Origin of the sequence: Reyranella sp., from assembly GCF_965229815.1 — a bacterium.
In the GTDB taxonomy this organism is placed as follows: Bacteria; Pseudomonadota; Alphaproteobacteria; order Reyranellales; family Reyranellaceae; genus Reyranella.
This window is the reverse complement of the sequence record NZ_CBDDJN010000006.1, coordinates 287934-313612: the sequence shown is the minus strand read 5'-3', so window position 1 is coordinate 313612 and position 25679 is coordinate 287934. Positions and strand designations below refer to the sequence as shown.

The 25679-nt window shown below is 68.9% G+C and carries 24 protein-coding genes; 20 read left to right on the top strand and 4 right to left on the bottom strand.

What is annotated here, in order from left to right:
* The first annotated feature begins 10 nt into the window (after window positions 1-10).
* The 10 genes from ACO073_RS12800 to thiE all read left to right on the top strand — a co-directional run bounded on the left by ACO073_RS12800 (window position 11) and on the right by thiE (window position 7706).
* The gene (locus tag ACO073_RS12800; RefSeq protein WP_421997816.1) at window positions 11-835 is read left to right on the top strand and encodes an ABC transporter permease; all 825 of its coding nucleotides are present in this window, start codon (window positions 11-13) and stop codon (window positions 833-835) included.
* A gap of 11 nt (window positions 836-846) precedes the next feature.
* On the top strand, window positions 847-1320 hold the full coding sequence (locus ACO073_RS12795) for an ureidoglycolate lyase (protein WP_421997815.1): 474 nt from the start codon (window positions 847-849) through the stop codon (window positions 1318-1320).
* A 22-nt stretch (window positions 1321-1342) separates the two neighbouring features.
* Complete coding sequence (locus ACO073_RS12790) at window positions 1343-2269, top strand: allantoinase PuuE (protein ID WP_421997814.1); 927 nt, start codon at window positions 1343-1345, stop codon at window positions 2267-2269.
* Window positions 2270-2537: 268 nt separating this feature from the next.
* Window positions 2538-2870, top strand: a complete 333-nt coding sequence (locus ACO073_RS12785) for a hypothetical protein (RefSeq protein WP_421997813.1) — start codon at window positions 2538-2540, stop codon at window positions 2868-2870.
* Window positions 2867-3790, top strand: coding sequence for an allantoinase PuuE (locus ACO073_RS12780; RefSeq protein ID WP_421997812.1), 924 nt, complete (start codon window positions 2867-2869; stop codon window positions 3788-3790). Before ACO073_RS12785 ends, ACO073_RS12780 begins: the two co-directional genes overlap by 4 nt.
* 59 nt (window positions 3791-3849) lie before the next feature.
* On the top strand, window positions 3850-4770 hold the full coding sequence (locus ACO073_RS12775; protein ID WP_421997811.1) for a class I fructose-bisphosphate aldolase: 921 nt from the start codon (window positions 3850-3852) through the stop codon (window positions 4768-4770).
* A gap of 190 nt (window positions 4771-4960) precedes the next feature.
* The gene (locus ACO073_RS12770; RefSeq protein ID WP_421997810.1) at window positions 4961-5251 is read left to right on the top strand and encodes a hypothetical protein; all 291 of its coding nucleotides are present in this window, start codon (window positions 4961-4963) and stop codon (window positions 5249-5251) included.
* Between the two features lie 396 nt (window positions 5252-5647).
* A complete protein-coding gene (locus ACO073_RS12765) occupies window positions 5648-5941 on the top strand; it encodes a hypothetical protein (protein WP_421997809.1) in 294 nt (97 codons plus the stop codon).
* The gene (locus ACO073_RS12760) at window positions 5938-6537 is read left to right on the top strand and encodes a hypothetical protein (RefSeq protein WP_421997808.1); all 600 of its coding nucleotides are present in this window, start codon (window positions 5938-5940) and stop codon (window positions 6535-6537) included. Before ACO073_RS12765 ends, ACO073_RS12760 begins: the two co-directional genes overlap by 4 nt.
* A gap of 533 nt (window positions 6538-7070) precedes the next feature.
* Window positions 7071-7706 carry a thiamine phosphate synthase gene (thiE, locus tag ACO073_RS12755; RefSeq protein WP_421997807.1) on the top strand — a complete coding sequence of 212 codons (636 nt, stop codon included), beginning with the start codon at window positions 7071-7073 and terminating at the stop codon, window positions 7704-7706.
* A gap of 219 nt (window positions 7707-7925) precedes the next feature.
* Here the strand turns inward: thiE and epmA are convergent, their stop codons facing one another.
* A complete protein-coding gene (gene epmA, locus ACO073_RS12750) occupies window positions 7926-8921 on the bottom strand; it encodes an EF-P lysine aminoacylase EpmA (protein ID WP_421997806.1) in 996 nt (331 codons plus the stop codon).
* Between the two features lie 44 nt (window positions 8922-8965).
* Between epmA and ACO073_RS12745 the strand changes: the two genes are divergently transcribed.
* The 8 genes from ACO073_RS12745 (at window position 8966) to ACO073_RS12710 (ending at window position 16333) form a co-directional block, all read left to right on the top strand.
* Window positions 8966-9334 (top strand): MmcQ/YjbR family DNA-binding protein, encoded by a 369-nt coding sequence (locus tag ACO073_RS12745; RefSeq protein WP_421997805.1) that lies wholly within the window; start codon window positions 8966-8968, stop codon window positions 9332-9334.
* Window positions 9331-10074: a hypothetical protein gene (locus tag ACO073_RS12740; RefSeq protein WP_421997804.1), complete on the top strand. Its 744-nt coding sequence runs from the start codon at window positions 9331-9333 to the stop codon at window positions 10072-10074. Before ACO073_RS12745 ends, ACO073_RS12740 begins: the two co-directional genes overlap by 4 nt.
* A 241-nt stretch (window positions 10075-10315) precedes the next feature.
* Window positions 10316-10975 (top strand): hypothetical protein, encoded by a 660-nt coding sequence (locus ACO073_RS12735; RefSeq protein ID WP_421997803.1) that lies wholly within the window; start codon window positions 10316-10318, stop codon window positions 10973-10975.
* Between the two features lie 16 nt (window positions 10976-10991).
* Window positions 10992-11723 carry a hypothetical protein gene (locus ACO073_RS12730; protein WP_421997802.1) on the top strand — a complete coding sequence of 244 codons (732 nt, stop codon included), beginning with the start codon at window positions 10992-10994 and terminating at the stop codon, window positions 11721-11723.
* A gap of 168 nt (window positions 11724-11891) precedes the next feature.
* Window positions 11892-12461: an elongation factor P gene (gene efp / locus ACO073_RS12725; RefSeq protein ID WP_421997801.1), complete on the top strand. Its 570-nt coding sequence runs from the start codon at window positions 11892-11894 to the stop codon at window positions 12459-12461.
* 50 nt (window positions 12462-12511) lie between these two features.
* A complete protein-coding gene (locus ACO073_RS12720; protein ID WP_422002129.1) occupies window positions 12512-13360 on the top strand; it encodes an inositol monophosphatase family protein in 849 nt (282 codons plus the stop codon).
* Window positions 13361-13717: 357 nt separating this feature from the next.
* Window positions 13718-15004 carry a flagellar motor protein MotA gene (locus tag ACO073_RS12715; protein ID WP_421997800.1) on the top strand — a complete coding sequence of 429 codons (1287 nt, stop codon included), beginning with the start codon at window positions 13718-13720 and terminating at the stop codon, window positions 15002-15004.
* Window positions 15005-15007: 3 nt separating this feature from the next.
* Window positions 15008-16333 (top strand): peptidoglycan -binding protein, encoded by a 1326-nt coding sequence (locus ACO073_RS12710; protein WP_421997799.1) that lies wholly within the window; start codon window positions 15008-15010, stop codon window positions 16331-16333.
* A gap of 22 nt (window positions 16334-16355) precedes the next feature.
* On the opposite strand, the gene ACO073_RS12705 is transcribed toward ACO073_RS12710, so the two are convergent.
* Together ACO073_RS12705 and ACO073_RS12700 are read right to left on the bottom strand one after the other, a co-directional pair.
* Window positions 16356-17122, bottom strand: a protein-coding gene (locus tag ACO073_RS12705; protein ID WP_421997798.1) for an IS5 family transposase whose coding sequence is annotated in 2 segments (ribosomal slippage) — window positions 16356-16798 and window positions 16798-17122 — 768 coding nt in all. Because the reading frame shifts where the segments join, the coding sequence is not laid out codon by codon here.
* A 74-nt stretch (window positions 17123-17196) separates the two neighbouring features.
* On the bottom strand, window positions 17197-17619 hold the full coding sequence (locus ACO073_RS12700; RefSeq protein ID WP_421997797.1) for a DUF1489 family protein: 423 nt from the start codon (window positions 17617-17619) through the stop codon (window positions 17197-17199).
* Between the two features lie 182 nt (window positions 17620-17801).
* On the opposite strand from ACO073_RS12700, the gene ACO073_RS12695 reads away from it, so the two are divergent.
* Both ACO073_RS12695 and pbpC read left to right on the top strand, forming a co-directional pair.
* The gene (locus ACO073_RS12695) at window positions 17802-22823 is read left to right on the top strand and encodes an alpha-2-macroglobulin family protein (RefSeq protein ID WP_421997796.1); all 5022 of its coding nucleotides are present in this window, start codon (window positions 17802-17804) and stop codon (window positions 22821-22823) included.
* Window positions 22823-24874 carry a penicillin-binding protein 1C gene (gene pbpC, locus ACO073_RS12690; RefSeq protein ID WP_421997795.1) on the top strand — a complete coding sequence of 684 codons (2052 nt, stop codon included), beginning with the start codon at window positions 22823-22825 and terminating at the stop codon, window positions 24872-24874. Before ACO073_RS12695 ends, pbpC begins: the two co-directional genes overlap by 1 nt.
* 170 nt (window positions 24875-25044) lie before the next feature.
* Here pbpC and ACO073_RS12685 read toward each other — a convergent pair whose 3' ends face one another.
* The gene (locus ACO073_RS12685) at window positions 25045-25638 is read right to left on the bottom strand and encodes a LysE family translocator (protein ID WP_421997794.1); all 594 of its coding nucleotides are present in this window, start codon (window positions 25636-25638) and stop codon (window positions 25045-25047) included.
* Between the last annotated feature and the right edge of the window lie 41 nt (window positions 25639-25679).

Genomic DNA, 25679 nt, shown 5'->3' with positions numbered 1-25679 from the left:
GAGGTGATCCATGACCGGCCGGCGGCACAGCCTCCTCGACGTCTCCTACAGCCTGGTGATCGGCGGCATCGCCATCGTGGCCCTCCTGGTGATCGTCTCGCCGGTCGTCATCGCCCTCATGACCTCGTTCACCGAGGGCCGGTCGCTGAAGTTCCCGCCGCAGGGCTTTTCGTTCCAGTGGTACGAGCTGCTGTTCGATCCCTCGAAGTCGCGGCCGATCCACCGCGCCGCCGGCAACTCGCTCGAGGTCGCCGCCCTCTCGACGCTGATCGGCGTCGTCCTGGCGACGATGGCGGCGCTCGCGCTCGCCCGCAACCGCGCCCGCTCGGCGCGGGTCGCCGACAATCTCTTCATGTCGCCGCTGGTGCTGCCGGGCATCGCCTTCGGCCTGGCCGCCCTGGTCTATTTCTCGACGCTGGGCTTCCGGCCCTCGCTCAACCTCATGATCGCCGGCCATCTCATGGTGACCATGCCGTTCATCCTGCGCACCACGACGGCCAGTCTCTCCCAGCTCGACCCGGCGCTGCACGATTCCTCGCGCAGCCTGGGCGCCTCGTGGTTCTACACGCTGCGCCGCGTGACCCTGCCCCTGATCTATCCGGGCATCGCCGCCGGCGCCTTCCTCGCCTTCATGGCGTCGATCGACAACGTGCCGGTCTCGCTCTTCTTGTCGAACGCGCGCACGGACACGCTGCCGATCCGCATGTGGGGCATGATGGAATCGACCCTCGACGTCCGCGTCGCCGCCGTCTCCGGCGTCTTGATCGCCTGCGCCTTCGTGCTGATGCTGATCATGGAATGGACGGTGGGACTGACCCGCCGCATGCGCGACTAGGAGAGATGCCGGTGGAAATCCAGACGCAGCCGCTCACCCGCGAGGCCTTCGCCCCGTTCGGCGAGGTGATCGACGTCCCCGATTCGCCGGGCCGGATCTACTACGAGGAGGCGCTGGGCAACCTGCGGCCGGACGCCCGTCCCAGCCTGTCGCTCGCCTTCCGGGCCGAGACGCCCGACCGGCCGCTGCGCACCGACATGCTCGAGCGCCACGAATTCTCGTCGCAAACCTTCGTTCCGGTCGAGGCGGCGCGCTGGCTGATCGTCGTGGCGCCGCACGCCGCGGCGGGCGGCCCCGACCTCGCCGGCATCCGGGCCTTCATCGCCACCGGCCGGCAGGGCGTCACCTACCGGCCCAACACCTGGCATCACGGCCTCACCACCCTCGACCGGCCCGGCAGCTTCGCCGTCTTCATGTGGCGCGACGGCGGCACGGGCGACGAGGAGTTCGTCCCGGTCACCCCCTTCACCGTCCTCATCCCCTGACCCGACTGCGGAGAGCCCCGCGATGCCGTACAAGCCGCGCCGCGATTTCGTGGGCTATGGCGCCAACATGCCCGACCCGAAGTGGCCCGACGGCGCGCGTCTGGCCGTCAACTTCGTCCTGAACTACGAGGAAGGCTCGGAGCCGTCGGTCCAGGACGGCGAGGGCCACAGCGACACGGGCCTCAGCGACGCCCACGGCATGGGCCAGACGATCTCGGGCCGCGATCTCGCGGCCGAGAGCCTGTTCGAGTACGGCAGCCGGGTCGGCTTCTGGCGCATCATGCGCCTGTTCCGCGAGCGCGACCTGCCGATGACGATCTACGGCTGCGCGCTGGCCTTCGAGCGCAATCCCGAGGCCTCGGCGGCGATCGCCGAGGCCGGGCACGACATCTGCTCGCACGGCTGGCGCTGGATCAAGCACTACGAGCTCGACGAGGCCGAGGAGCGCCTGCACATCGCCAGGGCCGTCGCCTCCACCCAGAAGATGATCGGCCGCCGCCCCGAGGGCTGGTACTGCCGCTACGGGCCCGGCGAGAACACCCGCCGGCTGATCGTCGAGGAAGGCGGCTTCACCTACGACAGCGACTACTACGGCGACGAGCTGCCCTTCTGGGTCAATGTCGATGGCAAGGGCCAGCTGGTCGTGCCCTACTCGCTCACGACCAACGACGGCAAGTACATGGTCGGCATCGGCAATGCCGACCAGTGGTTCGCCCTCCTGAAGGATTCCTTCGACATGCTGTACCGCGAGGGGGCCACCCAGCCGCGCATGATGTCGGTCGGCATGCACGCCCGCCTGATCGGCCATCCCGGCCGCGCCGTCGGGCTGGAGCGCCTGCTCGACTACATGCAGAAGCACAAGGGCGTGTGGATCACCAAGCGGGTCGAGATCGCGAAGCACTGGATCAAGACCCATCCCTATCCGGGCAAGGGACTGGATGAGCGGTAGCACCAACCTCGCCCCCGTTCCCTCTGTCATCCTGAGCGGAGCGCCTGCCCTGAGCGTAGCCGAAGGGGAGGATCTCATGCCGCTTGCCGACGGCGATGAGGTCCTTCGCTGCGCTCAGGACGACACGAGGCTCGCACCCCCCGCCCTGTCATGCTCCTCTCCCCCGCTAGGGGGAGAGGCTAGGAGAGGGGGAGCCGACGGGTGCACCCCCCTCACCCGCCCTCTCCCCCTAGCGGGGGAGAGGAGCGTTGCGCTAAGCCTGCTCGTCATGCCCCGCCCCGTGATCCTCGTGCGCGACTGGCGCTCGACGGAGGCCGCGCTCGCGGCCGCGCGCGCCGACGGCACCTCGCCGGTCCTGGTCACGCCGGAGGGCGCGGCCTCGTTCTGGGGCGGCGGCTATCTCGGTGCCCTGCAGGAGCGCGCCGAGGCGGAATTCCCCGACGTCGCCTTCGAGCTGATCGTCGACTGCGGCGACGCGCCGGGCCACGCGCTGGCCTGCCTGCGCGCCGGCGTGCGACGGATCTCGATGCGCGAGCCCAATGCCAAGATCGCCGACATCGCCCGACAGATGGGCGCCGAACTGGTGAGGAGACCGACATGAGCTGGCAGCCGAAACGCGACCTGGTGGGCTACGGCGCGCATCCGCCCGACCCGAGATGGCCGAACGGCGCCCGCGTCGCCGTGAACTTCGTCATGAACTACGAGGAAGGCTCCGAGCCCTCGGTCCAGGACGGCGAAGGCTACACCGAGAGCGGCCTCACCGAGACGAGCAGCTCGTCCCAGGGCCTCGAGGGACGCGACCTCGCCGCCGAGGGCATGTTCGAGTTCGGCAGCCGCGTCGGCTTCTGGCGCATCATGCGCGCCTTCCAGGAGCGCGGCCTGCCGCTCACCGTGTTCGGCTGCGCGCTGGCGCTGGAACGCAACAAGCAAGCCGCCGAGGCGATCCGGGATTCGGGCTTCGACGTCTGCTGCCACGGCTGGCGCTGGGTCCGCCATTTCAAGCTCACCGAGGCCGAGGAGCGGGAGCACATCGCGAAGGCGGTGACCTCGCTGAAGCAGACGGTCGGCGAGGCGCCGGCCGGCTGGTACTGCCGCTACGGACCGAGCGTGAACACGCGCCGCCTGCTGCTGGAGCATGGCGGCTTCACCTACGACAGCGACTATTACGGCGAGGAGCTGCCGTTCTGGCAGACCGTCGAGGGCAAGCCGCACCTGATCGTGCCCTACTCGCTGACCAACAACGACGGCAAGTACGCCGCCGGCATGACCAATTCCGAGCAGTGGTACACCCTGTGCCGCGACGCCTTCGACGTGCTGTATGCCGAGGGCGCCACGGCCCCCAAGATGATGTCGATCGGCCTGCACATGCGTCTCATCGGCCATCCGGGCCGCATAGCGGGATTGTGGCGCCTGCTCGACCATATCCAGAAGCAGAAGGGTGCCTGGGTGACCCGCCGGCTGGACATCGCCAACCACTGGAAATCCACCCACCCCTATCCGGGCAAGGGCTTGAACGAATAGGGCCTGCCCGCTATCACCAGCCCCGTTTCGGGTCGCAATGAACCCCTTGGGAGCTGGCGATGAAGATCACGCGGACGGTCAAGAAGATCCTCGACAACTACGAGAGCGATTGCCCCGGCACCAAGGCGAACCTCGCGCGCATCCTGATGCACGGCCGTCTCGGCGGCTCGGGCAAGATGGTGATCCTGCCGGTCGACCAGGGCTTCGAGCACGGCCCCGACCGGTCGTTCGCGCCGAACCCGGCGGCCTACGATCCGCACTACCACTACCAGCTCGCCATCGACGCCGGGCTGAACGCCTATGCCGCGCCGCTCGGCCCGCTCGAGGCCGGCGCCGACACCTTCGCCGGCGCCATCCCGACCATCCTCAAGCTCAACTCGGCCAACTCGCTGTCGACCAACAAGGACCAGGCCGTGACTGGCTCGGTGAGCGACGCGCTGCGGCTCGGCTGTGCGGCGATCGGCTTCACGATCTACCCGGGCTCGGAAGACCAGTACGAGATGATGGAGGAGATCCGCGCGCTCGCCGAGGAGGCCAAGGCGGTCGGCCTCGCCGTCGTCATGTGGTCCTACCCGCGCGGCGGCAAGCTCGACAAGGCCGGCGAGACGGCGATGGACGTCTGCGCCTACGCCGCCCACATGGCGGCGCTGCTGGGCGCCCACATCATCAAGGTGAAGCCGCCGACCAACGTCCTGTGGCAGCCCGAGGCCAAGGCCGCCTTCGAGAAGGCCAACATCGACATCTCGACGCTACAGGCCCGCATCAAGCACGTCATGCAGGCGACCTTCGCCGGCCGCCGCATCGTCGTCTTCTCGGGCGGCGAGGCGAAGGACCTGGAAGGCCTGTTCACCGAGATCCGCGGCCTGCGCGACGGCGGCGCAAACGGCTCGATCATCGGCCGCAACACCTTCCAGCGCCCGCGCCAGGAAGCGCTCGACATGCTCGACAAGATCATCGGCATCTACCAGGGCAAGATGTAGCCGCGACGCCGGCTTCCGAGGCCGCAAGGGCTCCCCTCCGGGCGCACCGCGCCACGGAGGGAGCCGGTAGCCCGATGCCTCTTCACTGGACCCTCGACCCTCGCCTGCGGATCATGACCATCACCGCGGTGGGCGACGTGCCGCGCAGAACGTCGAAAAGGCTCTCGACGTCATCGTCAACGGCGATGCGATGAGCTACCGCAAGCTCTTCGACGGGCTCGAGGGAACCGCGCCGGTCGACGCGTTCGAGACCCTGCAGATCGGTGTCCGGTTGCAGTCCTACCAGGGAAACGTGCTGGGGCACCTCGCCATCGTGCTGCAGAAAGAGAAGACGAGCGCCCTTGCGCGCATGCTGGGTCTCGTCGCGACGGGCAAGCGGCCCCTTCGCATATTCACCCGACGCCGCGCGGCGCAGCGTTGGCTCGACAGCTTACTCGCGCCCGAGGAGCGCCCGCGTCGCAAGAGGAAACGGTCGCCGTGAAGCCTCGACCGTCCAGTGATCTGGATACACTCTCTCGCCGTCCACGCGCTACGCTAAGGATGTTGCCCGCTCATCCAAAGGGCGGTCGGATTCCTGAGTTCCTGGGAGCCGGCTCGGCTTCCTCATCCCGGCCGCGGGGCTGAATTGCCCAGCATTCCGGCCGCCCCCACACCGGCCTGCATCTGATAGTCGCTAATCATCGAAGGCCGGTTCAGGTTGTCAAAGAGGGCCAAGTGTCCTTCCGGCTTGGGCAATCCAAGATGGGGTATTATAATACCTTCATCACACTAGCGTACTCACCCGATTAAATCCCATAGCGTGCTGCAAAGAGGGAAGATTACTACGGTAGAATCGGCGCCCTCTCGATACTATATTGACTTGAAAAGAGGGAAAATGATGACTGATACAGCCGACGTAGAACGCGGCGCCGAACAAGCTGCGATGGTGGCAGCGCTTCGGGGCACAACTCCGAAGGTCTATGCAAATGGATTCGGCGTCGGCCACACCAACACCGATGCTTTCGTGGTCTTCATGACTAACGGCGCCCCTCAATCGGTCCTCAATCTTTCATTTGAGTCGTTGAAGACCTTAAGCCAAGAGCTGAATGGCTTGATCCAGAGCTTGGAGACTGGTCTTGGCACGCAGTTTGTTACCGCAACCCAAGTCGAGAGCAGTATGTCGAAGAAATGACCGGAACTTCCTCCCAAATACATCTTTTCTGGTCGACGACTGCACCAGCGAGGACTGGGGCAGTCCTCGCGTTGCTGAGTGATTCGACGGCTCGCAAAATCAGTCAGTTTGCTCATCTTTCAGCGGGATGGGACTACGGGCGTGGCGGGCCGATAAGAAGCGAGGTCATTGAGGCCGCGCTACAATGGAATGTAATTCTGAAGCGGTTGGGAGCTGAAGAGACAAACGCTTTTCCTGGGACAGACGGAGAGATCGTTGTCTCCGGAGACTTCGCCGCTGACCATTTCGAGATTATTGTAGAAGATGATCTTGCCTGTGTTCTCGCGCACGATCACAAGGGCCGACAGGTAAGCCACTTTGACGGCTTGTCGCAATCAGAAATTGTGACCAAGATAGCATTGGCTACACGATGGAAGTTCTCAGGCTCTTACATCCCGCAAAATTTGATTCAAGGCGCAAGCGCTGGAGTCGCGCTGCATTCCGCAACTCAAAGTCGGACCAATGTCTATCCGTGGTCGGCGCACAGTGCGTCGAAGAATCAGGCGCGGACGTTTGCGACCATATCAAACGCTACTACACCTATCCGGGTATCGTAGGCGACCCTCCCATTTTCTGGCGCTTTGACACAACGGTGCTTCCGTCTGGGCACACGGTAACCAAAGACGAAGCAAAAGAAGGAGACTGCCACCACAATGTGGGTGGCGTATCGGACGCAGATCTTTGGAAACTCTTTGAGAATGTGTTGCCTCACGAGCTTTCGATCTGCGGTAGTTGCGGCATTCGGCCGGTCAGACAGACAGACGACCTTGAGCACTCAGCCGGATAACGATTGCAACTACCATGGACCGAGATGCGCCCGCCGGTGGACGGGGACCAGCAGCGGACATGTGGCGAGGTGCCGCCACAGAGCAGCGGCTTTTCTCCACAACGCCGCATCGACCGTAAACCGACACGTCTCAGCATGATGCTCGCAGCGTCGTCCCATCGCCGCGCACTCGTCTACCGCGCCCATAGTTTAGCCCAGGCGGGATCGATCGCGTCGCCCTGACTTCGCGGCGCCAGCCGGCCGTGGCGACCGGTGCTGCCCCATCTTGACGGCCGCCGGACCCGCCCCCACACAGGCTGCCCCATGCCAGCGACCTGCCGTCTCTACCTCATCTCCCCCGAGCGCCTCGACCATCCGGCCATCTTCGCCGACGAGCTGCGCGCCGCCCTCGACGGCGGCGACGTGGCGGCCTTCCAGCTGCGCCTGAAGGACGTCTCCGACGAGGCGATCGCGCGCGCCGCCGACACGCTGCGGCCGCTCTGCCAGCAGCGCGACGTCGCCTTCATCCTGAACGACCGTCCCGATCTCGCCGTGAAGCTCGACTGCGACGGCGTCCATGTCGGGCAGGACGATGCGCCCTATGCCGAGGCCCGGCGCATCGTCGGGCCCGACCGCCAGGTCGGCGTGACCTGCAAGGCCTCGCGCCATCTCGCCATGGAGGCCGCCGAGGCCGGCGCCGACTACGTGGCCTTCGGCGCCTTCTTCCCGTCCAGCACCAAGGCCGGGACCACGCCGGCCGAGCTCGACATCCTCGACTGGTGGAGCGGCCTGATGGAGGTGCCCTGCGTGGCGATCGGCGGCATCACCGTCGACAATTGCCGTCCGCTGGTGGCCGCGGGCGCCGACTTCCTCGCCGTCGCCGGCGGCGTCTGGAACCATGCCGGCGGACCGAAGGCCGCCGTCGCGGCGTTCAACGAGATCTTCGCGTCGGCCGAGTGACGGCAGTGCCGGCACCCGCCGGGCCCGGCACCACGCATGGTGTTGCTCCGGCGAGCGCGGCCTACCCCTGGCGTCGCCTGGAGCCCAAAAAGTCGCAAGAAAAGAACCCGCTGCGGATGGACGATTCGGTAAATACTCTGGTTATTGTCGAGCACTGCCGTTCGTGATAGGCTCCGAAACCATCGCCGCTCTATCCATCGTCCATCCGCTCATGCCGCGTCAGCGCACCGGGAGCCAGAGCACGTCCTCGATGTGACTGGCGCCGGTCATGAGCATCACCAGCCGGTCGAAGCCCAGCGCGATCCCCGAGCAGTCGGGCAGCCCGTGGTCCAGCGCCGCCAGGAAATCCTCGTCGACCGGCCAGCGTATGCCGTAGAGCCGCTCCTTCTCCTCCATGTCGGCCTGCAGGCGGATGCGCTGGACGCGGGCGTCGGTGAGCTCGCCGAAGGCGTTGGCCAGTTCGACGCCGCAGACGTAGAGCTCGAAGCGCTCGGCCACGCGCGGATCGCCGGGCTTGGCCCGCGCGAGCGCCGCCATGCCGATCGGGTACTCGCACAGGATGGTGGGCCGGCCGATGCCGAGCTTGTTCTCGATGCGGTCGAACATGACGCGGAAGAAGACGTCGTCCCACGAGTCGCCGGGGTGCATGGCGATGCCTGTCTTCGCGGCGAGCCTCTCGCCGTCGCCGATGGTGGCGAAAAGGTCGACGCCGGCATGGCGCTCGAACGCCTCGGCGACGGTCAGCCGCTCGGGTTCGGCCTGCGGATCGCAGCGATGCTCGGCCCAGCGCAGCGCCTCGACGCCGGTCAGCGCCAGCAGGTGGGCGCAGTCTTCCATGATCGTCTCGTAGCCCACGCCGGCGCGGTACCATTCGAGCATCGTGAACTCGGGATGATGCAGCGCCGAGCCCTCGGCGTTGCGGAACACGCGGGCGAACTGGAACAGCTTCGGCAGGCCGCCGGCCAGCAGCTTCTTCATGGAGAATTCGGGCGAGCTGTGCAGCCAGCGCTCGCGCTCCTCGCCGTCGGGCAGCTCCCAGTCGGTGACGAACCCGGCGAGATGCACCTCGGCGCCGGGCGCCACCTGGAGGATCGGCGTCTCGACCTCGACGAATCCCTCGTCGGCGAACCATTGGCGCAACGCCGCCTGGAGGCGGGCGCGCGCCTCCAGGTTGGGCAGGCGCTTGGCCAGCTTGTCGGGACGCCATTCGGTCATGGCCGACCATCGCACGCGACGACCGGGCCGTGTAGGCTCGTTGCATGACCCCCCGACAGATCGATGCCTTCTGCCGCAGGCTGCCGGCCGCGACACGGACTGTGCAATGGGAGGGCGTGATCGTCTTCAAGGTCGGCGGCAAGATGTTCTGCCTGATCGCGCCCGCCGACCATTCGATCGGCCGCATCTCCTTCAAGTCGGCCCCCGAGCACTACGACGCGCTCAGCCGCTCCCCGGGCTTCCGCCCCGCCCCCTACCTCGCCCGCGCCAAGTGGGTATCGGTCGACGACCCCAAGTCGCTGACCGACCGCGAGATGAAGGCCTACATCGCGCGGGCGCACGCCGTCATCGCTTCGGCGTTGCCGAAGAAGAAGCAGGCGGAGCTGCGGCTGACCGAGCGAAGGCCGAAGTGAAGGCCGCGGGACTGGTCATCCTTGCCCTGTTGGTGGGCGGTTGCGCCGGAAGGTCGCTGAACGCGCAACAGGTGGCCGGCATCGATGATGTCGACGTGATCGTCGGTGCCTTCCAGAGCGTTCCCTTCGTCAAGATGCCGCCGCCGCCCGACCCGCCGAAACGTCCGCCGATCGACACTTCCGGAGGGGTCGGGCGCGTGGTTTCCCAGCTGGTCGCCAACGCATCGGCCGACGTTTCCGCCTCGGCCGCAGAGGACCGACGCCAGCAGGCCGTCGCATCCCGCTTCTCCTCGTTCGTGCGTGCCATGGGAACGTACGATTTCGCGCCCGACATGCTCGCCGCGGCCAAGAACGAGCTTGCCGCGGTCAGAACGATCAAGCTCGAGGTCCGTCCACCACCGCTCACGTCGCGCGCAGAGCTCCGATCGATCTACGAGCGATCCAGCGCCAGCGCCGTGCTCTACTTCGACGTCGAGTATTCCTTCCGGCAACTGTACGACATCGATTATGTCCTGGACTTCGAAGCCACCGCCGTCCTGCTTCCCAGGACGGAGCGCCTGAAGCACCTTCGTCCTCAGCCGGACAATGCCGACCCGCTGGCCGACGGCAATGCCTTCTATCGGCGGCGGTTCGCGAGCTCCTTCAAATACCGTACCGGCGACGATGTGCCAGCGAAGTTCAGACAGGTGGCGAAGCGCCTCGCCGCGGACCTTGCCCGGGACCTGAACAGGGCAAGATAGGGCCGGGTCGCGGCTCCCGCCGCCTTCGATGCTCGGCGCCTGCCGGCCTCGTACCGCCTCGTGCGAAGGACGCCGCTTCCATTCTTTCGAGCTGACGCCAAGACGGCGGGGATTCCGCCACCGATGGTTGCTAACATGGTCGACGGGCTGTCGATCCTCGGCCCGAGCACGGAACGGACATGCGCTTCACCGATCGGCTGCGACGCGAATCCCCTGACGAGACGACACCGATGCCAACTCGATGAGAGCTGTGGCGCTCGCTCTCCTGTTCCTGCTGGCGGCCTGCCAGGAGGAACCGTCGAAGTTTCTCACCAGGCAGGCACTCGCGAGCGTCGGCCGCATCGAACTCGTCATCGTCCTGCCGCTTCGCGGGACGGGGATCACCCTGGCGCCGTTCAACCACGCCTTCCAATCGGAGATGGACCGCCGCCGACAGCTCGCTGCGCAGGTCGACTGGACCATGCGGTCGGTGGACTTCCGCTCTTCCCTGGCCGCGGCCGTGACGCAAAGGTTGGCGACTCTCAGGAGCGTTTCCGTGGCCTTCGAGCGCCGGGTCATCACCGTTCCGTCGACGGCCGGGATGAACGAGGCGTTCGACCGGTCGATGGCCGACGCCGTGCTGTTCCTCGACGTCATCCGCTACATCGACGGCAGCGGGCTCACCCTGAAAGGCGAAGCCCAACTGTTCCCGCGCGCGGACCGGCTCAAGCGCTTCCGGCCACAGCCCGACGAGTCCAATCCGACTGCGCCCGGGAACGCCATCTTCCGCCAGACGCTGCACCGCGTCGTGCCCGCGGCCACTATCGATTACGGCCAGCCGGGGCAACTCGAGGCGGCGATCGCGGAAGCTCTCGACAACCTCGCCCTTCAGCTGGCGACCCTCCTCGACCACGGGACATGAGACCATGATCTTCAGGATGCTGCTCTTCGTCGGGCTTGCCGTTGCAGCGAGCGGCTGCCAGATCCACTCCCTCACCCGCCAGCAGATATCGACCCTGGTCTCCGTCGACGTGGTGGTCTGCGTCGACCAGAGCGACCTTTTCGTCACAAGAATCTCCACGCCCGAGCCGGTTGACTCGACGATCAAGACCTCGTCGGGCAAGACAGACACGACCGCCTCGGCGATCGTCGGCGTGATCGGCGCGGTTGTGCGGGGCATCGACCGTGCGCAAAGGCAGCGCGAACTCGACGAGCGCGCCCGACTGATCAGGCAGGCGCTGGCAGGCTATGATTTCCGTGCCGTTGTCCTCGAAGCCGCCAGGACCGAATTGGCAAAGGTGACATCGGTCCAGATGAGCGTCCGGCAGGAAGTTCAGACGAACTGCCAGGAACCGATTCAGCGGGTCATCCTGGACAGATCGACCGCGGTGAACCTCCTCTTCTACAGTATGAGCTACGTGCTCACGGAATCGGGTGAGATCGTGCTGAGGTTCGGCAGCAGGGCGATCGTCTATTCGAAGTCGAACGCCCTCCACGAGGCCAGGGCCAGGCCCGACCCCGGCAACCCGGTCGCCACCGGCAATGCGATCTATTTCCAGTATTTCCATTACGAAGTGCCCTATGACGGTCGCAGGGATGTTCGAGAGATATTCAGGACCGCGGCCTTCGCACTGGCGGCCAAACTCGCGGCCGACTTCAACAAGCCCTGAACAGACGACGAACGCCGCGCCGGCGGGCCTGGCCTCCCTCTGAGGCTCGTTGCCCCGGAAATGGCCCCGGTTGCGGCCCCCCGCCGCCTTTGATACAAGCCGCGCGCCGGCCTCGTACCGCCTTGAGCGGACGAGGCCGCTTCCATTCATCCGACCTGCGGTAAGCCCATGAAAGTGCCCGTCAATTCCATCCGCGCCGGCAATGTCATCGAGTACAACGGCAAGCTGTGGGTTGCGGCCAAGGTCCAGCACATCAGCCCCGGCAAGGGCGGCGCCTTCGTCGCCATCGAGGCCAAGGCGCTGCGCGAGGGCAACAAGCTGCAGGAGCGCTTCCGGTCCGGCGAGACCATCGAGCGCGTCCATATCGACGAGCGCGAGTGCACCTACCTGTTCAAGGACGACAACGGCTACACGTTCATGGACAAGGAGACGTTCGAGCAGCTCGTGGTCGGCTCCGACGTCCTCGACGAGGACCAGGCGCGCTTCCTGCAGGACGGCATGGAAGTGAACGTCTCGCTCTACGAAGGCACGCCGGTCGGCGCCGAGCTGCCCAAGACGGTGGTCCTCGCGGTCGTCGAGGCCGACGCCGTGGTCAAGGGCCAGACCGCCTCCTCGTCCTACAAGCCCGCCATCGTCGAGGGCGGCGTCCGCGTCATGGTCCCGCCGCACATCGGCGTCGGCACCAAGCTGGTCATCAACACCGAGGATGGCAGCTACCTCGAACGCGCCAAGGACTGACCATGAGCCGCGCGCCCGACCGTCCCGTCGCCCGGATCGGACGCGCCCCGATGACCACCGGGCGCGAGCGCTCGGGGCCGCCCGAGCGGCGTTCGCTCGCCCCGCGTTCGGCCACCATCACGGTGATGATCCGCGCCGCTTTCGCCGCGGCCAAGAACCTGAAACGCGACTTCGGCGAGGTCGAGCACCTGCAGGTCTCCGAAAAGGGACCCGGCGACTTCGTCAGCCACGCCGACATCAAGGCCGAGCGCACGGTGCGCGCCGAGCTCGCCCGCACGCGGCCCGAGTACGGCTTCCTCGGCGAGGAAGGCGGCGAGACCAAGGGCGACGGGCGCAACCGCTGGATCGTCGACCCGCTCGACGGCACGACCAACTTCCTGCACGGCGTGCCCCACTTCGCCATCTCGATCGGCCTGGAGCGCGAGGGCGAGATCATCGCCGGCGTCATCTACCAGCCGATCTCCGACGAGCTCTTCTGGGCCGAGAAGGGCAACGGCGCCTTCGTCGACACGCCGAACGCGCGCTCGCGCCGGCTGCGCGTGTCGGGCCGCAAGGATCCCGCGCGTGCCCTGGTGGCGACCGGCATCCCCAATATCGGCAAGGGCGGCCACGACGCCTATTTCCCCAAGCTCGAGACGGTGACGCGACGCACCGCCGGCATCCGTCGCTGGGGCGCCGCCTCGCTCGATTTCGCCTTCGTCGCCGCCGGCCGCTACGACGCCTTCTTCGAGTTCGGGCTGGCGCCGTGGGACGTCGCCGCCGGCATCCTGATGGTGCGCGAGGCGGGCGGCGTGGTGAGCGACGCCGCCGGAAAGCCCTACGAGCTGGGCGGGCCCTCGCTGCTGGCCTCCAACTTCGGCCTGCACGAGCCGATGGTCGAGCTGCTGGCGACCATCTAGAGCGGCTTGCGCTAAATCGGGACCGCCTGAGCGGTCCCGAATTGGCGGAAACGCATCAAGACGGGCAGCTCCGGCTTCCGACATCGAGCGTTCGGCCGATTCCGACCGAACGCTCGATGCTCTAGGCGGGGCGATTCCCTGCGACAAACGCTCCACAGGACCGGCGGGCGCGACCGCCCGGCCGGTTGAGCAGGCACCGGCCATTGGTTATGGTCGAAAGGCAATTCCCGTCGAAAGGCCAACCAGTTATGCCGCCGTCTTCGGTCGCCGCGTACCGCCTCGCCCCCGCTCCGGCAGGAGAACAAGCGATGGTCCGGTCGCGAGGGACGGCAGGAATCGCGGCCCCCTTCTGACGGCATGAGCAGTCCCCTTCCCTATCTCGTCCGCATGCTGCTGTTCCTGGCGGCCGTGGCAGGCCTCGCCTACGTGCTGCATGTCGACCTGCTGCGGGTGTTCCTCAACACGCCGATCCTGAACAGCGTCATCGTCGCCGTGCTGGTGATCGGCATCTTCTTCGTGATGCGGCAGGTCCTCTCGCTGTGGCCGGAGGTGAAGTGGCTGCGCCGCTACCACTATCGCGAGGAGGGCGCTCCCCTGCTCGACACCCAGTCGATCGACCTGCTGGCGCCGCTGGCGACCATGCTGGGCGAGCGCCAGGACCGGCTGCGCCTGTCGCCCACGGCGACGCGCGCGGTGCTCGACGGCATCGCCACCCGGCTGGACGAGCGCCGCGAGCTCAGCCGCTACCTCACCGGCCTTCTGATCTTCCTCGGCCTGCTCGGCACCTTCTGGGGCCTGCTCGAGACGATCGGCGCCGTCGCCGACGCCATCAGCGGACTCAAGATCGGCGGCGCCGATCCCATCGAGATGTTCGCCCAGCTCAAGGCCAGCGTCGAGGGTCCGCTCAAGGGCATGGCGACGGCCTTCGGCGCCTCGCTGTTCGGCCTCTCCGGCTCGCTGGTGCTGGGTTTCCTGGAGCTGCAGGCGAGCCAGGCCCAGGGTCGCTTCCACACCGAGCTGGAGGAGTGGCTGGCCGGCGCGACGCGGCTGTCGAGCGGCGTGCAGATCGACGGCGAGCAGGGCGTCTCGGCCTATGTCGAGGCGCTGCTGGAGCGCACCGCCGACGGCCTCGACGACATGACGCGCACGCTGCGCCGCGCCGAGGAAGGCCGGGAGGCCGCATCGGCCGCCAGCGCCACCCTGGTCGAGCGCCTGGCGGCGCTGGCCGAGGCGATGCGCGGGCAGCAGTCGCTGCTGGCGCGCATGGCCGAGCAGTCGGTCGAGCTGCGCGGCGCCATCAGCCGGCTCGGCGAACGATCGGGCGACGGCGACCGCGAGGCGCTGGTCGCCCATCAGCGCACGGTCGAGGGGCTGCTCGCCCGCCTAGTCGAGGACGGGGCGCGCATGCGCGCCGCGCTCGCCGAGGACATGCAGGCGACGGTCGAGCGCAGCGCCGGCTCGACGGTGGACCGCGAGGCGCTGGTCACCCACCAGCGCACGCTGGAGGCGCTGCTGGCACGGCTGATCGAGGAGAATGTCCGCGGCCGCACCGCGCTGGCCGACGAGCTGCGCGGCGAGTTCCGGCTGCTCGCCCGCACCATGGCCTCGGCGCGCGGCCAGGTGCAGCAGCCGGGCGAGGGCTAGGCGATGGCCGCCATCTCCGCGCGCCGGCGCGGCGGCGGCGGCGACTACACCTGGCCGGGCTATGTCGACGCCCTGACCACCCTGCTGATGGTGCTGATCTTCCTGCTGTCGATCTTCAGCGTCGCCCAGTTCACCCTGTCCAACGCCCTCACCAGCCGCGACAGCGCCATCGACCAGCTCACCCGGCAGCTCGGCGACCTCGCCGACCAGCTCTCGATCGAGAAGAGGTCGAGCCAGAACCTGCAGCGCGACCTCGAGCAGCTCACGCTGCAGCTCAACGAGGCCCGCGGCGACCGCGACCGGCTGGGCGGCGAGCTGGCCGCCGAACGTCAGGCGTCCGAGGCCCTGAAGGCCGAACGCGACCGACTGGGCACCGAGCTTGCCACCCAGCGCCGGACCGCCGAGGGCCTGACGACCGAGCGCGACCGTCTCAGCGAGCGGCTGACCGCGATGCTGACCGAGCGGGACCGGCTGGCCGCCGCCCTCGAGAGCCAGACCAAGGCCGCCGAGGCGAAGGCGAAGGAAGCCGAAGCCAGGGCCAGGGAGGACGACGCCCGGACCCGGGACGCCGCGGCCAAGGCGGCCGACATGCAGAAGGAGATCGAGCGCCAGCGGCTGGAGCTGACCCGCCTCGCCGCCTCGCTGGCGGCGGCCAATCAGGAGAAGGGCCGGCTGTTCGGCGACCTCACCGAGGAGCAGAAGCTCAGCGCCGAGCAGAAGGCCGCCGTGGTGCGCCTCACCGCCGAGCTGGCCGGCGTGAAGCAGGAGCTCGCCCGCCTCAACGCCGCCCTCGACGCGGCGGACGTGAAGAGCAAGGAGCAGGAAGCCCAGATCGTCGACCTCGGCCAGAAGCTCAACCGGGCGCTCGCCAGCAAGGTCGAGGAGCTGGCGCGCTACCGGTCCGAATTCTTCGGCAAGCTGCGCGAGGCGCTGTCCGGACAGCGCGACGTGCAGATCGTCGGCGACCGCTTCGTCTTCCAGTCCGAGGTCCTGTTCCCGTCCGGTTCGGCGCAGCTCCAGCCGGCCGGCGAGAAGCAGCTCGCCGAGGTCGCGAGCCGGCTGGTCGAAATCTCGCGGCGCATTCCCAAGAACTTGAACTGGGTGCTGCAGGTCGACGGCCATACCGACGACAAGCCGATCCGCAACGCGGTCTTCCCCTCGAACTGGGAACTTTCGGCGGCGCGCGCGATCGCGGTGGTGAAGTTCCTGCACAGCGAGGGCATTCCCAACGACCGGCTGGTCGCCGCGGGCTACGGCGAGTACCAGCCCCTGTCGGCCATCGACAACGCGCGCAACCGGCGCATCGAACTGAAGCTGACCAGCCGATAAGGACGAGCAGGATCTCGCCCGACTAGGTCGTGGACTCATAAGTTCGAAGCCATAGTCTGGTGGAAGCGAGCAGGACGGCGGCAAGATAGTTTCGGGCGAGCTTGTCGAACCGTGTCGCGACGCGCCTGAAGTGCTTGAGCCTGTTGAAGAAGCGCTCGACGAGATTGCGCTGGCGATAGATCGCCGGATCGACCGTCCGGCGGACCAGCCTGCGGCTGAGGCTGGGAATGTGGGCACGTGCTCCGGCCTGATGGATGAAGTCGAGAACGGCATTGCTGTCGTAGCCCCGATCAGCGACGACATCGCAGCCTGGCGGCAGATCGCTCAAGAGCGCTGGAACCGCGGTTTGATCGTGGGTTTGCCCGGCGGTGAGAGCGATTCGGATGGGCAGACCGTCACGGTCCACCACGGCGTGGATTTTGGTGCTCAGTCCTCCACGAGACAGACCGATGGCGTGATCCGGACCCCCTTTTTACCCCCGGCGGCGTGCTGATGAGCTCGGATGATCGAGCTGTCGATGAGTTGCAAGGACTGCGGTGAATGCTGGGCCAAGGCCTCAAACACCTTCAGCCAGACGCCGGCCTTGGCCCAGCGGTTGAAGCGGTTGTAGCAAGTCGTATAGGGCCCATAGCGATCCGGCAGGTCGCGCCACGGAGAGCCCGTCCGCAGCGTGTAGAAGATCCCGTTCAAGACCCGCCGGTCGTCCTTGCGCGCCACTCCCCGCGGCTTATTCGGCAGCAGTGGCGAGATCACTGTCCACTCTCTCTCGCTCAGGTCAAACCGTGCCATGAACAAGCTCCCGACCGTTTGGATGCTTGAATCACAGCTACGACCTCAGGGGAATCCCTTTATGAGTACAGAACCTAGAGCAGGCCCAGGCGCTTCAGCTCGGCGGCCATCTCCGGCGGCATGTCGGCCAGCGTGTCGCCCTTCGACAGGTCGGGTGGCGCGCGGTCGGCCTCGAAGTAGCGCCAGCCCTGGAAGGCCTTGCAGGTCTGCGGCGCGGTCTTGATCAGGGTGCGCTTGACCTGGATGCGGCAGTACTTGCGGCCGTCCTCCGCGTTCACGTCCTCCTCGAAGCCGACCAGCTCCTGACGGCAGCGGATGACGCCGCGCACGACCCAGTAGAGCGAGCCGCCGGCCAGCAGCTCCTCCGTCCGGCGCGGCGTGTTGCGCGTGTAGACCCAGTGCGGCGAGCGGGGTCCCTGGCCGCGCTGCTTGCGCCGGGCCGCCTGCAGCCGCTTCATGTGGTCGAGATCGTCGACGCCGACGGCAAGCTTGATCATGTTCAACGCCATGCCTTGCGCTTAGTACGCGGCAGGATGGCGGCCAAGCCCACGCTATCCACAGTGCGGGAACGGGCGTGGTATGCGCGCCACAGGCTGGAAGATTCGCAGCCGCACCGTCAGACTCCACAAACTTTGCACAATCTGCGGCATAGACTCCGCTCGCATTCGCGGGAGCGCTCATGAATCGGTCGACACTGGCTGCCCTGGTCGTGGCTCTGATGCTGGGATCGGGGATCGCGGGCTACCTGATCGGCCGGCCGATCGATTCCCTGGACAGGCCGGTCGCCACGGCCCCCGCACCAGCAACGCCCGCCGCGCCGGCAGCGCCCGCTGCCCCGGCGGCCACCGCCCAGGCGCCGTCGACGCCGGCCCCGGCTGCCACGCCGGCTCCTCAGGCCCCCGCTCCCGCCACGCCCGCCAATGCCGATTCGACGGCGCCCGTTCCCCTGCCCCAGCCGGCCGCGGCGCCGGACGAGGCGTTCGCCTTCCGGCGGATCGCCATCGACAGCCGGCAGGCCGAGGGTGAGGCCTGCCTCGCCTTCAACAAGCCGCTGGCGCCGTCGGGCGTGAGCTACGCCGACTATGTCCGCATCGAGCCGGAGGTGAAGACGGCGTGGCGCGTGGTCGACGACCGGCTCTGCCTGGGCGGCCTGACCTACGGCGAGAACTACAAGGTCCGCCTGCTGGCCGGCTTTCCCGGCCGCGACGGCGTCAAGCTCGCCCAGGAAGCGTCCGTCGAGCTGGCGCTCGGCGCCCGCCCGGCCGTCGTCAAGCTGCCGGGCAAGGGCTTCATCCTGCCGCGCGGCAGCGCCGCCGGCCTGCCCGTGACGACCATCAACGTGTCGAAGGTCGGCATCGCGGTCTATCGCGTCAACGAGCGGGCCATCGACCGCTTCGCCCGCGACCGCTACGACGCGACCTTCCCCGGCGGCGAGCCCCTCACGGATTCCTGGTCCCTGTACGGCTGGCTGAACGGCCGCAACGGCGCCCTGCAGTGGCAGGGCACGATGGAGGTGCGCAACGTCCCCAACCAGCCGGTGACGACCGCCTTCCCGATCCGCGAGACGGTCGGCGACTGGAAGCCCGGCGCCTACTTCGTGGTCGTCTGGGATGCCGCCCGGCCGCCGGCCCGCAACTACGACGACGAGGAACAGGGCGCGGGCCCCTCGGTCGGCATGTGGGTGATGGACACCGACATCGCGCTGACGAGCTTCACCGGCGACGACGGGCTCAACGTCTTCGCCCGCTCGCTGCAGACCGCCCTGCCCCTGGCCGGCCTCGAGGTCGTGCTGCTGTCGCGCGGCAACGAGCCGATGGCCAAGGCCGTGACCTCGGCCGACGGACGCGTGACCTTCGCCGCCGGCCTGCTGAAGGGCAAGGGGGCCGCCCGGCCGGGCGCGCTCATGGCGTCCGATGCCGCCAGGCAGGAGTTCAGCCGGCTCGAGCTCGACAAGGCGGCCTTCGATCTCTCGGACCGCGGCGTCGACGGCCGCGAGGCGCCGGGACCGGTGGACGGCTATCTCTACACCGACCGCGGCATCTACCGGCCCGGCGAGACGGTGCAGTTGATGGCGCTGCTGCGAAACGATGCGGCCGTCGCCCTGGCCGACATCCCGGTCACGCTGATCGTGAAGAGGCCGGACGGCACGGAGTTCACCCGCTTCACCCATGCGCTGCAGGGCGCCGGCGCGGTGTACCAGCCGATCGAGCTGCCCAAGTCGTCGCGCCGCGGCCGCTGGAGCGTCGCGGCGCACGTCGATCCCAAGGCGGCGCCGGTGGGTCGGGTCGAGTTCTCGGTCGAGGACTTCGTGCCGGAGAAGCTCAAGGTCGAGCTCACCGCCGCGCAGCCGATCGTCCGGCCCTCGCGGGTGAACGTGTTCGACGTGCAGGCCGACTTCCTCTACGGCGCGCCGGCCTCCGGCCTGTCGGTCGAGGCGGACATGCGCGTCACCATCGACCCGCAGCCCTTCCCCGGCTTCACCGCCTACAGCTTCGGCTCCGAGGCCGACCGGCAGGCCTTCGAGCCACCGTTCGTCACGCTCCAGGCGCCCGACACCGACACGGCCGGCAAGACCCGCATCGAATGGGGCGGCGCCGAGGTCAAGGACACGCCCCTGCCGCTGCGCACCCAGGTCCAGCTGCGCGTCTTCGAGCCCGGCGGCGGCCGCGCGACGCGGGCCGAGCTCGCGTCGCCGATGCGCATGCGTGACGTCTATCTCGGCATCCGGCCGGCGTTCGAGGGCCGCTACGCCCGCGAGGGCACGGAGACGCAGTTCGACCTCGTGGCGGTCGACGCCGCCGGCAAGCAGGTCGCCCGCCCGGCCGTGCAGTACAAGCTCGAGCGCACCGAGTACGCCTACCAGTGGTACCAGGTCGACGGCCGCTGGCGCTGGCAGTCGGTCGCCCACGACCGGTTGCTGAACGCCGACACCGTGGCGCTGAAAGCCGACGCGCCGACGCGGCTCGCGTTCACGCTGGGCTGGGGCCGCCATCGCCTGACCCTGGTCGACGCCCAGGGCAACGCCACCAGCGCCGTCACCTTCTATGTCGGCTGGTACGGCGGCGGCGACGCCGAGGAGGCGCCTGACACGCTGCGGGTCGCCAGCGACAAGCAGGACTACAAGCCGGGCGAGACGGCACGCCTGCGCATCGAGGCGCCGTTCGCGGGCGAGGCGCTGCTCGCCATCGCCACCGACCGGATCGTGTCGACGCGCAACGTCCAGGTGCCGGCCGGCGGCACCACCATCGAGGTCCCCATCGCGGCCGAATGGGGCGCCGGCGCCTATGCCCTGGTCACCGCCTGGCGACCGCTCGACAAGCCGGCCGAGCGCACGCCGACGCGCGCCATCGGTCTGGCCTGGCTCGGCATCGATCCCGGCCTGCGCACGCTCGGAGTCCAGATCGAGGCGCCCGAGAAGATCGTCCCGCGCCAGCGCATCGAGGTGCCCATCAAGGTCGCCAACCTGGGCGGCGAGACCGCGTTCGTGACCTTGGCCGCCGTCGACGAAGGCATCCTGCAGCTCACCCGTTTCCGCACGCCCGACCCGGCCGGCTACTACTACGGCAAGCGCCGGCTCGGCCTCGCGATGCGCGACGATTACGGCCGCCTGCTCGACACGCGCGCCGACGATCTCGGCCGCATCCGCACCGGCGGTGACGCCGGCGACATCGGCGGGCTCGACATCGTGCCCACCCGCACCGTCGCCCTGTTCAGCGGCCCGGTGGTGCTCGACGACAAGGGCGAGGCCAGGATCGCGCTGGAGATCCCCGACTTCGTCGGCCAGCTCAGGCTGATGGCCGTGGCCTACGGCAAGTCGCGGGTCGGCGGCGCCGAGCGTCGGCTGTTCGTGCGCGACGCGGTGACGGCCGACGTCGTGCTGCCGCGCTTCCTCTCGCCCGACGATCACGGTCGCGTGGCGCTGTCGCTGCACAATGTCGATGGCCAGCCCGGCGATTACCGGCTGACCGTCGAGGCCACCGGCGCGGTCGCCCTGGAGCGGCCGGTCGCCGAGACGCGGCGGCTCGCCGCCAACCAGCGCGAGCTCCTGACCTGGCCGCTGCTGGCCGGCCGCAATGCCGGCTTCGGCAAGGTCGCCGTCGAGGTCAAGGGACCGGGCAACTTCGCCGTGCGCCGCGAATGGGACATCCAGGTGCGGCCGGCGCAGACGCCGAGCGCCGTAGACACGGTGGCCGAGCTGCAGCCCGGCCGCGAGCTCACCCTCGACCGCAACGTCACGGCCGGGTTCGCGCCGGGCACCGTCCAGGTAGGCGTGTCGCTGACGCGGGTCCCGGGCATCGACGTGGCGGCGCTGCTGCGCGCGCTCGACAAGTATCCGTTCGGCTGCATCGAGCAGACCACGAGCCGCGCCCTGCCGCTGCTCTACTACAACGATGTCGCGTTGCTGGGCTACGGGCCCACCGACCCGCGCGTCCCGGAGCGCGTGCAGGATGCGATCTACCGCATCGTCGACATGCAGATGGTCGACGGCTCGTTCGGCATGTGGGGTCCCTATTCCCCCGCCGCCGAGTGGCTGCAGGCCTACGTGCTCGACTTCCTGCTGCGCGCCCGCGACCACCAGATGGCGGTGCCGGCCGTCGCGCTGCAGCGTGCGCTGACGACGCTCAACCGCATCGTCGACAAGTTCTCGCCCAATGCCCAGGCCTATGCCTGGTACGTGCTCGCCAAGGCCGGCATCGCCGATCCCGGACGCGTCCGCTACTTCCAGGACAATGGCGGCCCGAAGATCACCGAGGGGCTGGCCTGGGCGCAGCTCGCCGCGGCGCTCAACCACGTCGCCGAGCCCGGCCGGGCGCGCCTCGCCTTCGCCAAGGCGCGCGAGATGGTCAATGCCTGGAGCCGCTCGGACTATTACGGCTCGCCCCTGCGCAACCGCGCCGCCCTGCTGGCGCTGGCCGCCGAGGCCGGCGGGCGCGAGGGCCTGATGCAGGTCGCCACCATGGTCGGCGACCGGCTCACGGCCCGCATCGACGACACCACCACCCAGGAACAGGCCTGGCTGGTGCTGGCGGCCCATGCCCTGGGCGGCGGCCACGAGCTCGCCTATGCCGTCGACGGCGAGCGCCGGACGGCGGCCCGGGAGCCCGTGGTGCTCAATCCGGACGCCGCCGCCATCGCCCGAGGCCTCAGGCTCAAGAACGAGAGCGACAGCGCCGTGTGGATGCAGGTGACGGCGCGCGGCGTGCCCAACGAGCCGCTGCCGGCGGCCTCGCGCGGGCTCAGCCTGCGCCGCGAATACCTCACCCTGCAGGGCCGGGCGGCCAACCTGCGCGAGCTGCGCCAGAACGACCGGCTCATCGTGTCGCTGACCGGCCGCAACCTCGAGGGCGGCTACCACGAGGTCGCCCTGCTCGACCTGCTGCCCGCCGGGTTCGAGATCGAATCGGTGCTGACCGAGGAGACCGCCAAGCCGTTCGGCTTCCTCGGCAAGATCACGGAAACGCGCATCGCCGAGGCGCGCGACGATCGCTTCTTCGCGTCGCTCAACCTCGGCCGGCGGCCCTATGCGATGTGGTGGGAGGCCGACGACAAGAGCCAGATCAACTCCTTCCATGTCGCCTACATCGTCCGGGCGGTGACGCCGGGCCGCTTCGCCCTGCCTGCCGCCAACGTCTCCGACATGTATGCGCCGCGGGTCCACGCCCGCACCGACATGGGCCGCGTCGAGATCGCGCCGCGCTGATGCGGTGGCGCGGCCTCCTGGCAGGGCTGGCGCTGGGAGCGGCGATGCTCGCAGCCACCGGGCTCGCGCTCGACCGGCTCTTCCCGCCGGAACTGTCGCGCTACCTCGACCGCTCGACCGAGGTGGTCGACGCCGACGGCCGGATGCTGCGCGCCTTCACCACAACCGACGGGAAGTGGCGCCTGCGGACCGCCGTCGAGGACGTGGACCCGCTCTACCTCGCCCTGCTGAAGGCCTACGAGGACCGCCGCTTCGACGAGCATTTTGGCGTCGATCCGCTGGCGGTGGCGCGTGCGGCCGAGCAGTGGGTGGCGCGCGGCCGCATCGTCTCGGGCGCCTCGACCCTGTCGATGCAGGCGGCCCGCCTGCTCGAGCCCACCCGCTTCCAGCGCGCCAATCGCGGCCTCGGGACCAAGCTGCTCCAGTCGGCCCGCGCCCTGCAACTCGAATGGCGCTACTCCAAGCGCGAGGTGCTGGCGATCTACCTCACGCTGGCGCCGATGGGCGGCAACATCGAGGGCGTGCGCGCCGCCTCGTTCGCCTACTTCGGCAAGGAGCCGCGCCATCTCGGCGCCGCCGAGGCGGCCCTGCTGGTCGCCATTCCCCAGTCGCCGGAGCGCCGCCGGCCCGACCGCCATGCCGCGGCGGCGCGGGCCGCGCGCGACCGCGTGGTGGCGCGCGGCTTCGAGCATGGCGTCGTCGATGCCGCGCAGCGCGACTTCGCGACCAGCCGTGCGGTCGCCGGCCGCCGGCTCGCCATGCCGCTGCATGCCCCGCACCTGTCGGCCTGGCTCGCCGGCCAGTCGCCCGGTGCCGTGGTGCCCACGACCCTGCGCTTCGAGCTGCAGTCGTCGCTCGCGCGGCTGGCCCGCGACGAGCGCGCCGGCACCGCCGACCGGGCCGAGATCGCCATCGTCGTGATGGACAATCGCAGCGGATCGGTCGTCGTCTGGCAGGCCGGCACCGACTATTTCGGCCGCGCCGCCGGCCAGGTCGATCTCGTGCGCGCCCACCGCTCGCCGGGCTCGGCGCTGAAGCCGATGATCTACGCCCTGGCCTTCGACGATCGCATTCTGCATCCCGAGTCGCTCGTCGAGGACGTGCCGATCCGCTTCCACGACTGGCTGCCGCGCAACTTCGACCGCGGCCATCAGGGCGCGGTCACGGTCCGCCGCGCGCTGCAGCAGTCGCTGAACGTCCCGGCCGTGCTGGCGCTGGAGAAGGTCGGTCCGCAGCGCTTCCTGTCGACCCTGCGGACGGCCGGCGCCTCGCCGCGCCTGCCGCCGGGCGATGCCGGGGCCTCGCTCGGCATCGCGCTGGGCAGCGCCGGTATCTCGCCGCTCGAGATGGCCGGCCTCTACGCCGGCCTGGCGCGCGGCGGCAGCTTCGCACCGCCCCGCATCCGGCGCGACCGGCCCGAGTCCGAACCGGTCCGCCTGATCGGGCCGGCCGCCGCCTGGTACGTCGGCGACGTCCTGGCCGACGCGCCGCTGCCCGAAGGTTTCGCGTCGCTGCCCGTCAAGCTGCGCGAGCGGCGGATCGCGTACAAGACCGGCACCTCGGCCGGCTATCGCGATGCCTGGGCCGCCGGCTACAGCGCCAACTGGACGGTCGTGGTGTGGGTCGGCCATCCCGACGGCACGTCGCGTCCCGGCGCGCTCGGCCGCCTCGCCGCCCTGCCCATCCTGTTCAAGGCCTTCGACCGGCTGCCCGCCGAGGACAATATCGCGCCGCCACCGCCACCCGACGTGCTGCGCGCCGCGTCGTGGCGCGACCTGCCGGTGCGCCTGCGCACCCTCGGCCCCTCGTCCGACGGCGACGGGCTGCGCATCGCCTATCCGCCGGCCGAGGCGCGTATCGAACTGGCGTCGCACGAGGCCGTGCCGCTCAGCGCCCGCGGCGGTCAGGGCAACCTGCGCTGGCTGGTCGACGGACGGCCGCTCGCCGGCACGCGCTGGGTGCCCGACGGACCCGGCGCCGCGCGCCTCGCCGTGGTCGACGCTGCCGGGCATTCCAGCGCCGTCACCGTCCACATCCTCACGCGTCCCTGACAGGCGCCAGGCTGGGCGCGCCACGCCGTGGCGCTCAACTGACGTTGAATCGCCGACAAAGAGCGCCGCGGAGAGGGTGCGAATCCATCGGAGCGCGGACCTCCAGGTCCGCTCATGATCATGATGCGGACCTGGAGGTCCGCGCTCCAACGACACACCACGTCATCACGCTACGCCAGCAGCGCCAGCGCCACCGACGCCACCAGCAGGACGGCGAACAGGAGGTTGACGATGCGGTTGCTGCGCGGGTCGCGGAAGACGCGGGTCAGGCCCGCCCCGGCCAGCAGCCAGGCGACGTTCACGGAGACGATGACCATCGTGAGCACGGTCATCTTGGCCGCGATGTCGATCGACACCCGGCCGGGCACGAGCACGAAGCCGGAATAGAGCGCCGCCATGGCCGCATAGCCCTTGGGATTGACCAGCGACAGCAGGAACCCCGCGGCGAGCGTCGGCGCGTGGGTTTTCGCCCCGGTCGCGCCGAGCGGCGGCGCTGTCGCGATGCGCCAGGCGAGGTAGAGGAAGTAGGCCGCCGCCAGCGCGCCGACGGCCGGCGCCGCCCCGGGGATCGCCATCAGCAGGCCGACGAGCCCGCTCGCCACCACCGCCATGACCACGACCATGCCGGCCACGATTCCGGCCAGGTACGACAGCCCGCGCCGCGCGCCGAAGGCGGCGCCCGTCGCCGTCAGGCTGAGCGTGGCCGGTCCCGGGCTGCCGGCCAGGGCCACCGCGGCCAGGAGAAATCCCGCGATCCCGTCCATGGCGCCGGTATGGCGGACGGCGCCGCCATCGTCTTGAACGT

What these genes read in the sequence shown, in the direction of transcription:
- ACO073_RS12710 (WP_421997799.1), top strand. Translation starts at nt 15,008, where the DNA reads ATGGCCGCCATCTCCGCGCGCCGGCGCGGCGGCGGCGGCGACTACACC.
- thiE (WP_421997807.1), top strand. Translation starts at nt 7,071, where the DNA reads ATGCCAGCGACCTGCCGTCTCTACCTCATCTCCCCCGAGCGCCTCGAC.
- ACO073_RS12790 (WP_421997814.1), top strand. Translation starts at nt 1,343, where the DNA reads ATGCCGTACAAGCCGCGCCGCGATTTCGTGGGCTATGGCGCCAACATG.
- ACO073_RS12745 (WP_421997805.1), top strand. Translation starts at nt 8,966, where the DNA reads ATGACCCCCCGACAGATCGATGCCTTCTGCCGCAGGCTGCCGGCCGCG.
- ACO073_RS12735 (WP_421997803.1), top strand. Translation starts at nt 10,316, where the DNA reads ATGAGAGCTGTGGCGCTCGCTCTCCTGTTCCTGCTGGCGGCCTGCCAG.
- ACO073_RS12785 (WP_421997813.1), top strand. Translation starts at nt 2,538, where the DNA reads ATGCCCCGCCCCGTGATCCTCGTGCGCGACTGGCGCTCGACGGAGGCC.
- ACO073_RS12720 (WP_422002129.1), top strand. Translation starts at nt 12,512, where the DNA reads ATGACCACCGGGCGCGAGCGCTCGGGGCCGCCCGAGCGGCGTTCGCTC.
- ACO073_RS12765 (WP_421997809.1), top strand. Translation starts at nt 5,648, where the DNA reads ATGACTGATACAGCCGACGTAGAACGCGGCGCCGAACAAGCTGCGATG.
- ACO073_RS12780 (WP_421997812.1), top strand. Translation starts at nt 2,867, where the DNA reads ATGAGCTGGCAGCCGAAACGCGACCTGGTGGGCTACGGCGCGCATCCG.
- ACO073_RS12695 (WP_421997796.1), top strand. Translation starts at nt 17,802, where the DNA reads ATGAATCGGTCGACACTGGCTGCCCTGGTCGTGGCTCTGATGCTGGGA.
- ACO073_RS12775 (WP_421997811.1), top strand. Translation starts at nt 3,850, where the DNA reads ATGAAGATCACGCGGACGGTCAAGAAGATCCTCGACAACTACGAGAGC.
- ACO073_RS12760 (WP_421997808.1), top strand. Translation starts at nt 5,938, where the DNA reads ATGACCGGAACTTCCTCCCAAATACATCTTTTCTGGTCGACGACTGCA.
- epmA (WP_421997806.1), bottom strand. Translation starts at nt 8,921, where the DNA reads ATGACCGAATGGCGTCCCGACAAGCTGGCCAAGCGCCTGCCCAACCTG.
- ACO073_RS12770 (WP_421997810.1), top strand. Translation starts at nt 4,961, where the DNA reads ATGAGCTACCGCAAGCTCTTCGACGGGCTCGAGGGAACCGCGCCGGTC.
- efp (WP_421997801.1), top strand. Translation starts at nt 11,892, where the DNA reads ATGAAAGTGCCCGTCAATTCCATCCGCGCCGGCAATGTCATCGAGTAC.
- ACO073_RS12715 (WP_421997800.1), top strand. Translation starts at nt 13,718, where the DNA reads ATGAGCAGTCCCCTTCCCTATCTCGTCCGCATGCTGCTGTTCCTGGCG.
- ACO073_RS12700 (WP_421997797.1), bottom strand. Translation starts at nt 17,619, where the DNA reads ATGATCAAGCTTGCCGTCGGCGTCGACGATCTCGACCACATGAAGCGG.
- pbpC (WP_421997795.1), top strand. Translation starts at nt 22,823, where the DNA reads ATGCGGTGGCGCGGCCTCCTGGCAGGGCTGGCGCTGGGAGCGGCGATG.
- ACO073_RS12800 (WP_421997816.1), top strand. Translation starts at nt 11, where the DNA reads ATGACCGGCCGGCGGCACAGCCTCCTCGACGTCTCCTACAGCCTGGTG.
- ACO073_RS12730 (WP_421997802.1), top strand. Translation starts at nt 10,992, where the DNA reads ATGCTGCTCTTCGTCGGGCTTGCCGTTGCAGCGAGCGGCTGCCAGATC.
- ACO073_RS12685 (WP_421997794.1), bottom strand. Translation starts at nt 25,638, where the DNA reads ATGGACGGGATCGCGGGATTTCTCCTGGCCGCGGTGGCCCTGGCCGGC.